General features: G+C 65.1%; 14 protein-coding genes. 9 read left to right on the plus strand and 5 right to left on the minus strand.

Going from position 1 to position 13,414, the window contains the following annotated elements; translation table 11 throughout:
* Positions 1 to 69: 69 nt before the first annotated feature.
* The gene (locus tag IWX75_RS01905) at positions 70 to 1,203 is read left to right on the plus strand and encodes an MFS transporter (protein ID WP_334684040.1); all 1,134 of its coding nucleotides are present in this window, start codon (positions 70 to 72) and stop codon (positions 1,201 to 1,203) included.
* A gap of 125 nt (positions 1,204 to 1,328) precedes the next feature.
* Here IWX75_RS01905 and IWX75_RS01910 read toward each other — a convergent pair whose 3' ends face one another.
* Complete coding sequence (locus tag IWX75_RS01910; RefSeq protein ID WP_196820550.1) at positions 1,329 to 2,495, minus strand: M14 family zinc carboxypeptidase; 1,167 nt, start codon at positions 2,493 to 2,495, stop codon at positions 1,329 to 1,331.
* Between the two features lie 230 nt (positions 2,496 to 2,725).
* Here IWX75_RS01910 and IWX75_RS01915 point away from each other — a divergent pair, with 230 nt between their 5' ends.
* The 3 genes from IWX75_RS01915 (at position 2,726) to IWX75_RS01925 (ending at position 4,698) form a co-directional block, all read left to right on the plus strand.
* Positions 2,726 to 3,154 (plus strand): ChaB family protein, encoded by a 429-nt coding sequence (locus IWX75_RS01915; RefSeq protein ID WP_196820551.1) that lies wholly within the window; start codon positions 2,726 to 2,728, stop codon positions 3,152 to 3,154.
* Between the two features lie 104 nt (positions 3,155 to 3,258).
* Positions 3,259 to 4,311 (plus strand): ABC transporter substrate-binding protein, encoded by a 1,053-nt coding sequence (locus IWX75_RS01920; RefSeq protein ID WP_196820552.1) that lies wholly within the window; start codon positions 3,259 to 3,261, stop codon positions 4,309 to 4,311.
* A gap of 81 nt (positions 4,312 to 4,392) precedes the next feature.
* Positions 4,393 to 4,698: a PRC-barrel domain containing protein gene (locus tag IWX75_RS01925; protein ID WP_196820553.1), complete on the plus strand. Its 306-nt coding sequence runs from the start codon at positions 4,393 to 4,395 to the stop codon at positions 4,696 to 4,698.
* Between the two features lie 106 nt (positions 4,699 to 4,804).
* On the opposite strand, the gene IWX75_RS01930 is transcribed toward IWX75_RS01925, so the two are convergent.
* Together IWX75_RS01930 and IWX75_RS01935 are read right to left on the minus strand one after the other, a co-directional pair.
* Positions 4,805 to 5,038 carry a DUF6480 family protein gene (locus IWX75_RS01930; RefSeq protein ID WP_196820554.1) on the minus strand — a complete coding sequence of 78 codons (234 nt, stop codon included), beginning with the start codon at positions 5,036 to 5,038 and terminating at the stop codon, positions 4,805 to 4,807.
* 189 nt (positions 5,039 to 5,227) lie between these two features.
* A complete protein-coding gene (locus IWX75_RS01935; RefSeq protein WP_196820555.1) occupies positions 5,228 to 5,491 on the minus strand; it encodes a hypothetical protein in 264 nt (87 codons plus the stop codon).
* 115 nt (positions 5,492 to 5,606) lie between these two features.
* Here IWX75_RS01935 and IWX75_RS01940 point away from each other — a divergent pair, with 115 nt between their 5' ends.
* The gene (locus tag IWX75_RS01940; protein ID WP_196820556.1) at positions 5,607 to 6,593 is read left to right on the plus strand and encodes a bile acid:sodium symporter family protein; all 987 of its coding nucleotides are present in this window, start codon (positions 5,607 to 5,609) and stop codon (positions 6,591 to 6,593) included.
* Here IWX75_RS01940 and IWX75_RS01945 read toward each other — a convergent pair.
* A complete protein-coding gene (locus tag IWX75_RS01945) occupies positions 6,556 to 7,929 on the minus strand; it encodes a dihydrolipoyl dehydrogenase family protein (protein ID WP_196820557.1) in 1,374 nt (457 codons plus the stop codon). The genes IWX75_RS01940 and IWX75_RS01945 overlap by 38 nt on opposite strands.
* A 134-nt stretch (positions 7,930 to 8,063) precedes the next feature.
* Here IWX75_RS01945 and IWX75_RS01950 point away from each other — a divergent pair, with 134 nt between their 5' ends.
* Positions 8,064 to 8,885, plus strand: coding sequence for a CPBP family glutamic-type intramembrane protease (locus IWX75_RS01950; protein WP_196820558.1), 822 nt, complete (start codon positions 8,064 to 8,066; stop codon positions 8,883 to 8,885).
* Positions 8,886 to 8,889: 4 nt separating this feature from the next.
* Here IWX75_RS01950 and IWX75_RS01955 read toward each other — a convergent pair whose 3' ends face one another.
* A complete protein-coding gene (locus tag IWX75_RS01955) occupies positions 8,890 to 9,936 on the minus strand; it encodes an NAD-dependent epimerase/dehydratase family protein (protein ID WP_196820559.1) in 1,047 nt (348 codons plus the stop codon).
* Positions 9,937 to 10,071: 135 nt separating this feature from the next.
* On the opposite strand from IWX75_RS01955, the gene IWX75_RS01960 reads away from it, so the two are divergent.
* From IWX75_RS01960 to IWX75_RS01970, 3 genes are all read left to right on the plus strand, one after another.
* Positions 10,072 to 11,166, plus strand: a complete 1,095-nt coding sequence (locus IWX75_RS01960; RefSeq protein WP_334684041.1) for a YihY/virulence factor BrkB family protein — start codon at positions 10,072 to 10,074, stop codon at positions 11,164 to 11,166.
* 18 nt (positions 11,167 to 11,184) lie between these two features.
* On the plus strand, positions 11,185 to 12,216 hold the full coding sequence (locus IWX75_RS01965; RefSeq protein ID WP_196820561.1) for a glutathione S-transferase family protein: 1,032 nt from the start codon (positions 11,185 to 11,187) through the stop codon (positions 12,214 to 12,216).
* A 115-nt stretch (positions 12,217 to 12,331) separates the two neighbouring features.
* Complete coding sequence (locus IWX75_RS01970; RefSeq protein ID WP_196820562.1) at positions 12,332 to 13,405, plus strand: iron chelate uptake ABC transporter family permease subunit; 1,074 nt, start codon at positions 12,332 to 12,334, stop codon at positions 13,403 to 13,405.
* Positions 13,406 to 13,414: the final 9 nt, after the last annotated feature.

Genomic DNA, 13,414 nt, shown 5'->3' on the forward strand with positions numbered 1-13,414 from the left:
AGAAACCCCACGCGTAAGCTACTCACTACTTCCGGGGCGTTGCCGTGGACCGTCATCGGGATAATCCTCGTGGCGCTCAGCATGCGCGGGCCGATAGTCGCACCGGCGCCGGTCATCACGGACATCCAGGCGGATGTCGGCCTCTCAGCGGTGGGGGCGGGTCTGCTCACCAGTCTGCCCGTGCTCCTTTTCGCGCTCGCCACCCCGCTGGCGTCTCGTGTGATCCGTCGCGCGGGCCCGGAGGCTGCTGTCCTGTTATGCCTTCTCGGTGTCCTGGTGGGATCTGGAATTCGATCGGTCGGGCCGGCACCGGTGGTGCTGTTCGGCACGATTGTCATCGGCGCTGCGATCGCCGTCGGCAACATCGTTGTCCCGGTGCTCATCCGACGCGACGTGCCCTGGCAGCGGGTGTCCGGTGTAACCGCCGCCTACACCTCGGCGCTCAACGTCGGATCGATGATCACCTCCTTGGGCACCGCGCCACTGGCCGCGGTGGTGGGGTGGCGCTGGACCCTGGCGGGCTGGGGCGTTCTGGCCCTCGCCGGGTTCATCTTCTGGCTGGTCGTTTCACGCAGGCGGGCCCGCACGCCCCGAATCGATTCCACCAGCCCATCCCCACCGCGGGGTTCCGGCCGGGTGGGTCGTATCGGGTGGCTGTTGACTGTGGCGTTCTCCGGGCAGGCATTCGCCTACTATGCCCTCACAGCGTGGCTGCCGACGCTGTTGTTCGAGACCCGTGGGCTCAGTCTGGCCGCTTCCGGTGCGGCAGCATCACTCTTCCAGGTCTCCGCCATAGCGGGCGCACTCGGAGCGGCCGTGCTCGTGACACGCTCCCAACCGTGGTTTCCCGTGGCGGTAATCGGACTCCTGTGGGTCAGCCTTCCGCTGGGCCTCCTGGTGGCACCGGAGCTGTACGTCGTGTGGTCGATCGCCGGCGGGATCGCCCAGGGTGGCGGCTTCACCACTATTTTCTCCATCGTCGCCCGGGCCACGCGGTCGGATGGCGAGGCAGCGGTCATGTCCGCAAAGGTACAAGCCTGGGGTTATCTCGCCGCGGCCGCGGGCCCGCCCCTGGCCGGCGCCATCCACTCCGCGACCGGAAGCTGGACGGCCCCGCTGCTGCTCGTTCTGGTCGCGACCTTCGCATTCTGTGCCGGCGGACTCCTGGTAGCCCGGGAAACACGAGGCCGGCGCGGCAGCTGATGATGTCTACGGGCAGGACGTCGGAAACCCGCCGGCGGCCGGTGGACCCGGGCAACCGTCGAGGGTGCCATAGGCACAGGGGCGACGGCGGTGGCCGTGACCGCCGTCGTCGTCCCTGCTGACCGTTACGGAGTAACGGGGATGACGCCTGCGTAGTCGGTGCTGTAACCGGTGACCGGCTGGTGGGGGATCTGCTCCCACACCTCCGGATCGGTGGCCTGGACCTCCTGGGTGGCCAGGCCGTGGAGGAGCGTGCGCATCGCAAGGATGTTCTGTTGGATACTCTTGCCGCGCGCCTTCTGTCCGAGGGAGCCGTCGCTGGTGTTGCCGGAGGTCTCGAAGAAGACAACGGGGTTCGAATGGGCCTCCGGATTGAGCCCCTGATGATTGAGACCCAGCATCATCGCCGAGACCACTCCGCCCTTGATGTCGATTTCGAGTCCATTGCCCACCTGGTAGCGGTCCATGTTGATGTAGCCCGTACCGGAGAGCTCCTGATAGACGTAACTGTGCATCTGCCGGGTCAGGATGTCGTACAGCCCGCCCTCGAGGGTCGGAAGCGTGGGGCCGCCCGGTGCCAGTGAGATGCCGAGCGACAGGGTGACGTCGTCGCCGGTCCCGAATTCCTTTTTCAGCCCTTGGTGATGGATGTCGATGCCGTAGGCGGGATCAACCATGGTCCAGTATTCGTAGAACGCGAGGGATTCGCGTGCCTCGAATTTACCTGCAACCCAGTCGCGGTTGAGGTCGACGATGAGGTTTCGACCATCGGCACCTACCCGCGGCTGGTCGGAGGTGCTGTCCCAGAGAACGGTCTGCCGGATGTTCAACTCGCTCCCGTCGGGGTTGTACATAGGAATGAAGTGGACGGTGAAGGCGTCCCGGATCTCCTCATACTGCGGAGAGCCGTTGGTGCCGAGATCCTTGAGAAGGCTCAGGATTGCTTCGGCACCATAGGGCTCATTCCCGTGGATACGACCCTGCACCCATACATCCTGTGGACCGTCGCCGACGGTGGCGACGTACAGGTCCCTGCCCTGCTCGCTGGTGTTCACCTCGGTGCCGGCTTCTGCCAGCGTGAAAACATCGACGCCGAAGCGCGAGGTGCTCTCCAGCTTCAGGAGTTCCTTCACGGTCTCGTCGTAGGTGAGGATGCTGGAAATGTTCGTGTTGCCCTCGGTCGAGGGGAAGTTGGCATCAGCCTGGGCGGGGGCGGCCACTATGAGCGGGGCTGCCACGAGGGCAGCCATGCCCAGTGCCCAGGTTCGTGATGTATCGGCCAGCTTGGTCATCCTGTAGTCCTCCATTGGCTCGGGTGAGTGCAAGTAACGTATCCCGGCCCGGCTGGGGATGGACAGGGCCGCCAGCACATCGACCGAGATCAGAGATGAAAGGACCGAGGACGGCGCTTTCGGTGTGCATACGGCAGTCGATGGTTGCTATATGCAACAATTTGTCTCGACGGCGTCGGTGGGGCCTACCATCGAAGAACGAAAAAGCCGATCGACAGGAGGCCACCCCGATGGGACGGTTCACGAAAAAGGGCGAGGTCAACGAGGAAGAGTTGCCCAGCACGCTGCAGCGCTCCGACGAAAAGGCCAAGAAAACCTACGCCGCGACGCTCGAGTCAGCCGAGGAGCAGTACGGCGACGGCGAGCGGGCGCACCGCACCGCCTATGCGGCACTGAAGCACAGCCACGAGAAGGTCGGGGACCATTGGGAGCCGAAGGAGGAGAACGGCCCCTCCGACGCCCGGGCGGCAGGCGGGTCGAACACCTCCCGCGCTACCGCCGGTGGAGTGGATGCCAATGCGTCGAAGGACCACCTGTACTCCCTGGCGAAGGAGCTGGAGGTGCCGGGCCGGTCCTCCATGTCCAAGGCGGAGCTCGTGGACGCCCTGCAGAAGGCAAACGATCGGGAGACGCGAAAGGCGCGGGAATCGGGCTCCTGACCGCATTAGGCCACAAAACCATTTCGTAATTATTCTCGCTTAGGCTAGCCTTACTTCTATCCCGTCCGGAAGGCCATCAGTGGCCACAGAAGTCAAGGAGCCCCATGGCCCCCCCTCGTATGCGCGGTCTTTTCGCCGCTGCCGCCATCGCAGTCCTCTCCCTTTCGGCCTGCTCCACCGGCCCCGCTGACGGCGGCTCGGTAGCGACGGGTGGGAACGACGACGGCGCAGCCGACGCTTTCCCCGTCACCATCGAACATGCCTTCGGCGAGACGACGATCGAAGAAAAGCCCGAGCGCGTGGCGACCGTTTCCTGGGTGAACGCCGATGTGTCCCTGGCACTCGGCGTCGTTCCTGTGGGAATGCCGATCGACGCCTACGGTGGAAACGAGAACGGGTCGACGCCGTGGAAGGATGCCAAGCTCGAGGAACTCGACGCGGCCATCGGTGGTGAGAACGCGCCCGCGCAGTACTCCGAGGCGGACGGTATTCCCTTCGACGACATCGCCGCCACCAATCCTGACGTGATCCTCGGTGTCTATTCGGGCCTTTCGCAGGAGGACTACGACACCCTTTCCGCGATCGCACCGGTCGTCGCCTACCCCGAGATTGCCTATGGAACCGCGTGGCAGGATTCGACCCGCATCATCGGCGATGCTCTCGGGCTGGCGGACCAGGCCGGCGAACTCATCACCGGGACCGAAGAGGCGATCGCCGGCGCTGCCGCCGAGTACCCGCAGATCGAGGGGAAGACGTTCATCTACGGCAACCTCGAGCCGGCAGGAGCCGACGGCGTCAACATCTACACGGCCAACGACAACCGCCCCCGATTCCTGAGCGAACTCGGAATGATCCAGGCCGACGTCGTCACCGAGAACACGCAGGACAGCACGGAGTTCTTCATCCCCTGGTCCGCGGAGCGCGCCAATGAGCTCGAGTCCGACGTCTTCGTGACCTGGGTTCCGGACGCCGCAACCAAGGAAGCGATCAGCACCGACCCGCTGCTCAGTCAAATTCCCGCAGTTGAAACCGGTGCACTGGTCGCCGACAGTGACAATACGCTGACGTTGTCCATCTCTGCGGCCAATCCGCTGAGCCTGCCCTGGGCGCTCGACAAGTTCCTTCCCCTGCTGGGTGAAGCGGCCGACAAGGCGTAGTTCCCCTCGACGTTGCCCTTGCGGCTCATCTGGGCTGGAATGGTAAGCGAACTGCGGGCCGCCGGATGAAAGGGAGACACCATGGAGAAGCTTGAACTCAATGAACTGCAGGAGGCTACGGCCTGGGACAGTGAAGGCATCAAGCTGGGAGAAGTGAACCAGGTTCACCTCGAGAAGGCATCGGGCCTCCCAGGTTGGGTGACGCTGTCGTTCGGCCTGCTCAATACCCGCAAGCACTACGTGCCACTCGACGGTGCTCACTTCGAAGGAACCGACCTCCATCTCCAGTGGACCAAGAAGCAGATCAGCGACTCGCCGGACACCGCGAGTGACCTCGAATTATCTGCTGAGGAAGAGCGGGAGCTGAGCGAGTACTACTCCCGGTAGAGCCATATCGCAACGAAAGCCGCCGACCAGTCCAGGGACTGGTCGGCGGCTTTCGTTGTCCCGGGGAAATGCCTCGAAGGGTCGGCTGACCGTTCGGCGTCTCACGTCAGGAAAGAATACCGACGATGTAGCCGACGATCATCAGGATGAACAGCAGGACGACAACGCCGATCACTGCAAGCCAGATCTTGGAGGAGCCCTTCGACGGCCCACCCTCGTCGTGTCCCATCTCCCAGGCGGTACTGGCCTCTCCCGGTGGTGTCTCACCCGGGGGCACGCCCCCACCCGGCTCAAGGCCGGTGATCTTGTCGTCCTCCGGATCAGGGTTCTGTGCAGACATGGGATCCTCCCAGTAATGTCGGTTGGCGAGTTTCTTCAACAGTACCCCGATGATACTAAGGTTGCTTACTTTTATTGCGTGGGGCTCTTCAGAACTGTCGGCGCCATCCAAGGGCGGTGCCGGCAGCAGCTCCTGCCGCGAGCGAACAAGGCGCTCCGCGTGATCAGGACCGTTCAACGTAGGCCGGCATCACTGGACCGAATTTTCGTCCGGAGACGCAGCGGGTAGTGCTTTCTGCTCGCGGGGTGTCCACGAGATGGTGATATCCACACCGTCATCGGTGTCTTCGACGAAGAGGTGCAGATCCTCGCCCAACAGGGCTTCATGCTCGAATTCATCGCCCGCTTCCCGTGCCATGTCAGCGAGCCTGCTGATGGCGACGGCCATCGCGCGTCCCCAGTCGTGTGGATGCTTGCTGCTGGATTCCTCGGTGGCGGTAAATTTCTTGTCCATGGTCGCCGTTCTTCCCCCTGCGCTGTTGCTGCGAAACGAAGCACCCTTGCCTTTGCTGGGTGGCACAAACCCTAGCAGTCGGACATAGGGCGGGGCACGTGATAAGCCATTAACCATGACCAAGACGCCGTCCCCACAGCCCTCCGCCGAGGAACGCAGCGCCCGCATCGCCGTGACCCTGTTCCCCCTCCTGATCCTTGCCGGCGGCGTGCTGGCGGTATTGACGCCGAATGCCTTCACCGGACTTGCTCCGCTCATCAATCCGCTGCTCGGCGTCATCATGTTCGGCATGGGGCTGACCCTGACTCCGCCTGACCTTGCACTGGTGGTGCGGCGGCCGATCCCCGTGGTCATCGGCGTGCTGGCGCAGTTTGCCATCATGCCGCTGCTCGGCTGGCTTGTCTCGGCGCTGCTCGGTCTGCCCCCCGCGCTGGCTGCCGGGGTCATCCTGGTGGGCTGCTGCCCGGGAGGTACGGCATCGAACGTGGTGTCCTACCTAGCCCGCGGCGATGTTGCCCTGTCGGTGGCGATGACCTCGGTGTCAACCCTCCTCGCCCCAGTGCTCACGCCCGTGCTGGCCCTGTGGCTGGCAGGCCAATACATGCCGGTGGACGCCGGATCGATGGCCGGGTCCATCCTGCAGATCGTCCTGGTTCCGGTGCTCCTCGGACTCGCAGTGCGCTTCTTCCTGCCGGGCCTCGTGAACCGTTGCCTTCCGGCATTGCCCTGGGTGTCCGTCGCCGCGATCACCGTGGTGGTGGTGGCCGTGGTGTCAGGAAGCGCCGGGATCATCCTGTCGGCAGGCCTGCTGGTTCTGGCCGCGGTGATCCTTCACAACGGGCTGGGCTACGCGTTGGGCTACGGTGCTGCGAGGCTCTTCCAGCTTCCGGTCGCTGCGCGTCGCACCACGGCGATCGAGGTGGGAATGCAGAATTCCGGGCTCGCCGCCGGCCTGGCGAGGCAGTATCTCACTCCCGAATCGGCTCTGCCCGGCGCCATCTTCTCTGTGTGGCACAACGTCTCGGGCGCTGCGCTCGCCGCATACTGGCGGCGGCGGAGTGCGCCTACTTCCGCAGTGCAGCCCTCGCAGCGTGCCCGATGACCGCACTGTAGGTGGGGTAGGCGAACTTCACGCGCGCCAGCGTTGCCAGATCCGTTCCGGCTGCCATGGCGGATGCCACTGCCTGGATGACCTCCACCGCATTCTCCCCCACCGCGTGGGCCCCCAGGATCAATTCGCGGTGGCGGTCGGTCACGAGTTTCAGGAACCCCTGCTCACGGTCATCGATGATGGGCCGCTCCACTACGGCATACGGGACGACGACGGCGTGGCACTCCGAATCCCGTTCCCTCGCCTTCGCCTCGGTGAGTCCCACTCCCGAGTAGTCCGGATCAGTGAAGCCGCCCTCCGGAAGCAGGTGATGCGGGGTGGTGCGGTTGGCACCCAGGACGGCGTTCTCGGCAGCGGTCTCGCCTTCGAACACCGCGGCCTGCACCAGCATGCTGCTGCCGTTGGCGTCACCCGCAACGAAAATGTGCGGCACATTCGAGCGCAGGTAGTCATCCACCGGAATGAAGGACGGCGCCGTTTCGACGCCGGCCGCCTCCAGTCCGAGGCCGGCCAGGTTCGCAGGCCACCCGGCGGCCATGACGACGGCGTCGACGTCCCGGGCCAGGGGCTCGCCGTCGCGCTGCCAGGTGATGGTCAGCGTTCCGTCCGCCCCCTGCGTGATGCCGTCGATGCCGTCGATGCCGGTTTCGACCTGGACGCCCTTCGAGACGAAGCTCGCGGTGACGGACGCCGAGACGTCGTCGTCCTCGGTGGTCAGGATCCGCGGAGCAAGATCCAGCAACAGGACCTCGGAGCCGAGGGCCTGGAAGATCGTGGTGAACTGCGCACCGGTGTGCCCACCACCGATCACGGCGACGACGGCGGGAAGCTCCTTGAGCGAGAGGACCTCGTACGGAAGGATGGACAGCCCTGCACCTTCGATGGGAAGCCGCCGGGCGTCGCCGCCGATGCACAGGAGGATGGAACGCGCGCTGAGCTCGACGCCGTCGACCGACATCGTGTGATCACCGGTGAATACCGCCTGCCCGCGGAGCAATTCGATGCCGAGGCGCTCCAGTGTTGCCTGGTACCCCTTGGCGTCGAGTACCCGCTCCACAGTGGCATGCACGCGGCGGACGGTCTTCTCCCAGTCGATGGAGGGCTCCGCCACCACGATGCCGTAGTCGTACGCGGTGCGGACCTCGCGGAAGAGCCTTGCGGTCTTGGCCAGGACCCGTGTGGGCACGCAGCCGGAGTTGACGCAGGTACCGCCGAGCGCCGAGCGTTCCACCACGGCCGTTCGCGCCCCCAGTTCCGCGGCGCGTGTTGCGGCGGCCATCCCCGCGGGACCGCCACCGATGACCAGGACGTCGTAGGTGTACTCCACAGGGCACTCCTTCAAGGGTTCGAAAAAAGGAAAAGGCGTCTTCCCATCCTCCACCGTCCATCCAGCCGGGAACAACGATCGCCGGAGTGGATTCGTCAGCGGACAAGGGGCGGGGCGGGAGTAGGCTCTGGTGCATGTCCAGAACCGCGGTAGAGCCACCGGCTGTGCGGCATGCTACCCGGAACGTCATCCCGGCGGGGATGATGGCGCTCTCCGGCTTCCTGCTGTTCGGTCTCGACCTGCGGTGGCAGGGCTGGCTCCTCCTCGCAGCAGCACTCGGAGTTGCGGCCGTTATCAACCGGGGGCTGTTCCGGGATCTGGGCCTGATCGCCCTCGGAATCCTGATCATGGACGCCGTCCCCATCACCACCGACATCAGTGTGAGCCACATGGCCCTCATGGGTAGCGCGATGATTGCCGCCGTCGCCCTGCCCTACCTCATCTCGCGGTTCCTCTACCGCGAACATGCCATCCGGTTTCCCGTCCTCACCGCGCAGAAGTGGACACGCCTCGAGCGCTGGTACCTACCCGCCGTCGTCGTCATCGGTTACCTGCTGCTGCCCGTATACCTCATTCCCAGCGGCGTCTATGAGAACTGGCCCGCGGCGAGCGATGCCGGGAGCGTCGCGCGCCTCTTCCTCGGGACCAACGTCCTGGGAATCTGGGACGAGCTGTTCTTCATCTGCACGGTGTTCACGCTCCTGCGCCGGCACATCGCGGAATGGCAGGCCAACATCCTGCAGGCAGTGGTGTTCACGTCCTTCCTGTGGGAGCTCGGATTTCACGCGTGGGGCCCCTTCCTCATCTATCCGTTCGCGCTGGTGCAGGGCTGGATCTTCGCGCGCACCAAGTCACTCACCTACGTGGTCAGCGTCCATCTCCTCTTCGATTTCGTCCTGTTCCTTGTGCTGCTGCACGCCCACAACCGTGCATGGTTTCCGATCTTCCTGTACTGAAGCCCTACCGCGGGTACAGGGTGGGGGAGCCCTGCAGTCCGGTTCCGGTGCGCAGGCCGTCAACCACAGCGATCAGGGCATCCCGTGACGAGTGCTCCGCCGACCAGCCGAGCAGGGTCCTCGCGCGGCTCGTGTCCAGAACCGGCGCAAGCGCCGCCATGTCGATCCACCCGGGATCTGTACGCTGCAGGCCGATGCCCCAGCTGAGCGCCACAAGTGCGCGGAGCAGCCCCACGGGAATGTCGAGTACGCGACGGGCACCCAGCACCTCCGCGACGCGGGCCGGCGTGAGCTCGGGCTCGGCGGCAATATTGAAGGCCCCCGATGCCCGCTGGTCGACCACCCGCCAATAGGCGTCGGCGACGTCGTCGGCGTGCACTGCCTGGAAGATGAGCTGTGCGGGGATGGGGACCAGTGGCAGCGGAATCCGGCCCAGCACTACCTTGGGGATGAGGGGGCCCAGGAAGTACCGCCCGATCTCGCTGCCGGCGTCGGGCTGGAAGATGAGGCCGGGACGCAGACGGGCCACGATATGGTCGCGGTGATCGGCCTCGAAGCGGTCGAGCAGCTTTTCCTGCTCGGCCTTGTGGCGGCTGTAGTGCGAGGTGGAAATGCCTCCTGCCGGCCAGGACTCGTCCTTGCGGGAATCCTTGTCCGCGGGCGAGTAGGCGCCCACGGACGAGGCGCAGACGAACTGCCGCACATCGGCGTCGGCGGCCGCACGGAGCGCATTCGCCGTACCTGTGACGTTGGTGCGGTACATCGCTGCCTCATCGCGGTTCGGCTGGATGGCCCAGGCAAGATGGACGACGGCGTCCATGCCCTTCAGTGCGGCGGTGAGTTCCAGGCGCCCGCCGTCCGTTCCGACGTCGAGGGTGTGCCAGTGGACCCCGCCGTAGGGCTGGGCGGTGATGTCGGGAGCGCGGCGGGCAACTGCAGTGATGGAGAGGGGCTCGAGCCCCGCAGCTTCCCGCTCCGCTGCTGCGCGGTGCAGCCTTCGCAACAGCGCCGTACCGACATTTCCGGTGGCACCGATAACGGCAATTCGCATGGGGACTCCTCCTGTGCGTCACCGTCTCCAGGCACTCCTGTTACGGACTGGACTAGTAAGCACGCTTATGGTGCAGTTATAGGGAAGACAATATCTGATTCGACGTCCGGGATGCGGCGTCCTGGGGAGGTAACTGTGAGCAGCAAGAGCCAGGCGGCAAGCGACGCCAGGAACAATCCAACGTCCCAGAAGGCTCGCAATGCGCCGGACCCCAATGATCCCCGGAAGCCCGACGACCCGAAGGACATGGCCAAACCCGCCTGGGGTTATGTTGTCAAGCGATCCCTCGGTGAATTCGGCAAGGACCAGTGCACGGATCTCGCAGCGGCGCTGACGTACTACGCGGTCCTGTCGATCTTCCCCGGTATCCTCGCCCTGGTGTCGCTGCTGGGTCTCTTCGGGCAGGCGGAGGCGACGACGAACCAGATCATGGGGATCATCGGTCAGTTCGCCCCGGGCGGGGCCACTGACACCATCGAGCCGATCGTCCAGCAGTTGGCCTCGAATCAGGCCGCCGGACTCACCTTCATCATCGGTCTGCTGGGCGCCATCTGGTCAGCCTCGGGTTACGTCACCGCCTTCTCACGTGCCATGAACCGGATCTACGAGGTCGAAGAGGGCCGTCCCTTCTTGAAGCTCCGCCCGCAGATGCTCCTCATCACCGTGATCGTCCTGGTCCTGATCGTGATCATGGCCCTGCTGCTGGTGCTGTCCGGCCCGGTAGCCGAGGCCGTCGGCGATACGATCGGCCTCGGCCCCACAGCTGTCACCGTCTGGAACATCGCCAAGTGGCCGGTCATGGTGGCATTCGCCGTCGCCATGATCGCCGTCCTCTACTACGGCACACCCAATGTGAAGCAGCCCAAGATGCGCTGGATGAGCATGGGCGCTTTCATCGCCCTCCTGGTCCTGGCCATCACCACCACGGCGTTCTCGTTCTACGTCGCCAACTTCGGCAGCTACGAGGCCACCTACGGTGCGATCGCCGGCGTCATCATCTTCCTGCTGTGGCTCTGGCTCGCCAACCTCTCGCTCCTCTTCGGCGCCGAGTTCGACGCCGAAATGGAGCGTGGCCGCCAGCTCCAGGCCGGCATCGAGGCGGAGGAAACCATCCAGTTGCCGCCGCGCGACTCGAAGGCTGCAGAGAAGAAGCACGAAAAGGAACTCAAGACGGTCAACACCGGACGTGAGCTTCGCGAGAAGTACGAACGCGAATCCAACAACAGCTAACGGATCGGGACTGACGAGATGTCGGAAACAGAGCAGGAACACGAACAGGGTCAGGCACGATCCAGTGCCGACCACAGCACCAAAGGTGCCTACGTCACCTCGGGTGAGGAGTTCACCCGGGATACCGCCTACATCGAAACGCGGATCACCCGGAACGCAGTGGACGGTTTCCCGGTGGAACCGGGCAGGTACCGCCTGATCGCAGCGCGGGCCTGCCCCTGGGCGAACCGGGCCATCATCGTCCGCAGGCTGCTGGGGCTGGAGGAGGCCATCTCCCTCGGGACTCCCGGGCCCACGCACGACAGCCGTTCATGGACCTTCGACCTCGACCCAGGCGGCAGGGATCCGGTGCTCGGCATCGAGCGGCTCCAGGAAGCGTTCTTCCGGCGCGACCCGAACTATCCGCGGGGCATCACCGTTCCTGCGATCGTCGACATTCCCACCGGTGCTGTTGTCACGAACAACTTCCCGCAGATCACCCTCGATTTCTCCTCCGAATGGTCGCAGTTCCATCGGGAGGGTGCCCCGGACCTGTATCCGGAGCCGTTGCGGGAGGAGATCGACCGCGTCAACAGGCGGATTTTCACGGAAGTGAACAACGGCGTGTACCGCTGCGGGTTCGCAGGCTCACAGGCAGCCTACGAAGCCGCCTATGATCGGCTGTTCGTCGCGCTGGACTGGCTGGAGGAGCGGCTGACCCACCAGCGCTTCCTCGTCGGGGACACCATCACGGAGGCCGATGTCCGGTTGTTCACGACGCTGGTCCGTTTCGATCCCGTGTACCACGGCCACTTCAAGTGCAACCGGAACAAGCTCACGGAGATGCCTGCGCTGTGGGGCTACGCAAGGGATTTGTTCCAGACACCCGGCTTCGGGGACACGATCGACTTCCAGCAGATCAAGGACCACTACTACATCGTCCACGAGGACATCAACCCCACCGGGATCGTGCCCAAGGGGCCGGATCTCGCGAACTGGCACTCCGGCCACGGCCGCGAGCGTCTCGGCGGGCGGCCCTTCGGCGATGGTACGCCGCCCACCGCCTCCTGACGCATCCAGGTGCCGACGGCGCCTTTGCTCCAATTAGGGTACAAACTCGTTTCCTAATTGGAGCAAAGGTAGGCTAGCCTTACTTCAGACCGAAATCCGGCTGGGGAGGTGCTCAATGGCGGTACAGCCGCTCGACGAGACCCCTCGGGCGGTCAAAGCCGGATCCGACGGCGGCGATCCCCCCCGCCGGACCCGGTATCGGCGGCGGATGCTCCACCTCCTGATTTCGGGCATGCTGCTTGCGGTGATCTGCGCTGCGTCACTCACCATCGGAGCCCGTGCGATCAGCCTTCCCACCCTGATCGACGTCCTCATCTCCTACGACCCCGCCAACGGGGATCACGCAGTAGTGCTTTCCCGGATTCCCCGAACGGTGACCGGGCTCCTGGTAGGGGCGGCCCTTGGAGTGGCAGGGGTGGCCATCCAGGGAGTGGCACGCAACCCCCTGGGTGATCCAGGCATCCTGGGCATCAACGCCGGAGCCTCGCTCGCCGTCGTCGTCGCCATCTATCTCTTCGGCGTCAGCACTGCCTCGGGCTACATCTGGTTCGCCTTCGCGGGCGCGGCCTGTGCCGCCGTCGTCGTCTATGCCGTCGCAAGCCTCGGACGCGAAGGAGCGACGCCGGTCAAGCTGGCACTCGCCGGCGCGGCCCTGGCCGCGGGATTCGGGAGCCTCACCAGTTCCGTGCTGGTCTCCAGTCAGGAGACCCTGGACCGGTTCCGGTTCTGGCAGGTGGGCACACTCTCAGGGCGTGGCTGGGATGTGATCCTGACCGTCCTTCCCTTCATCCTCGCAGGCCTCGTCCTGACGATTGCGACAGGCAAGGCACTCAACAGCCTCGTCCTGGGTGACGACGTGGCCCGCGGACTCGGCCAGAGCGTCGGCCGCAACCGTGCCGTGGCGGCGGTCGGCATCGTGACCCTCTGCGGTGCCGCCACCGCAGCGGCGGGCCCCATCGCCTTCGTGGGCCTGGTCATCCCGCACATGGTGCGTCTGGTCACGGGGCCCGACTACCGCTGGATTCTTCCCTTCTCGGCAGTGCTCGGGCCGGTGCTGCTCCTTGCGGCCGACATCCTCGGCCGTGTGATCCTGCCGCCCGCCGAAGTGCAGGTGGGAGTCATGACCGCGCTCGTGGGAGCCCCGGTGTTCATCTGGCTGGTCCGGCAGCGCAGGATGGCCCAGCTGTGAGCAGTGCGG

It is taken from the genome of Arthrobacter sp. CAN_A6 (assembly GCF_015751715.1).
Taxonomy (GTDB): domain Bacteria; phylum Actinomycetota; class Actinomycetes; order Actinomycetales; family Micrococcaceae; genus Arthrobacter_D.

What these genes read in the sequence shown, in the direction of transcription:
- IWX75_RS01910 (WP_196820550.1), bottom strand. Translation starts at nt 2,495, where the DNA reads ATGACCAAGCTGGCCGATACATCACGAACCTGGGCACTGGGCATGGCT.
- IWX75_RS01915 (WP_196820551.1), top strand. Translation starts at nt 2,726, where the DNA reads ATGGGACGGTTCACGAAAAAGGGCGAGGTCAACGAGGAAGAGTTGCCC.
- IWX75_RS01920 (WP_196820552.1), top strand. Translation starts at nt 3,259, where the DNA reads ATGGCCCCCCCTCGTATGCGCGGTCTTTTCGCCGCTGCCGCCATCGCA.
- IWX75_RS01925 (WP_196820553.1), top strand. Translation starts at nt 4,393, where the DNA reads ATGGAGAAGCTTGAACTCAATGAACTGCAGGAGGCTACGGCCTGGGAC.
- IWX75_RS01930 (WP_196820554.1), bottom strand. Translation starts at nt 5,038, where the DNA reads ATGTCTGCACAGAACCCTGATCCGGAGGACGACAAGATCACCGGCCTT.
- IWX75_RS01935 (WP_196820555.1), bottom strand. Translation starts at nt 5,491, where the DNA reads ATGGACAAGAAATTTACCGCCACCGAGGAATCCAGCAGCAAGCATCCA.
- IWX75_RS01940 (WP_196820556.1), top strand. Translation starts at nt 5,607, where the DNA reads ATGACCAAGACGCCGTCCCCACAGCCCTCCGCCGAGGAACGCAGCGCC.
- IWX75_RS01950 (WP_196820558.1), top strand. Translation starts at nt 8,064, where the DNA reads ATGTCCAGAACCGCGGTAGAGCCACCGGCTGTGCGGCATGCTACCCGG.
- IWX75_RS01955 (WP_196820559.1), bottom strand. Translation starts at nt 9,936, where the DNA reads ATGCGAATTGCCGTTATCGGTGCCACCGGAAATGTCGGTACGGCGCTG.
- IWX75_RS01965 (WP_196820561.1), top strand. Translation starts at nt 11,185, where the DNA reads ATGTCGGAAACAGAGCAGGAACACGAACAGGGTCAGGCACGATCCAGT.
- IWX75_RS01970 (WP_196820562.1), top strand. Translation starts at nt 12,332, where the DNA reads ATGGCGGTACAGCCGCTCGACGAGACCCCTCGGGCGGTCAAAGCCGGA.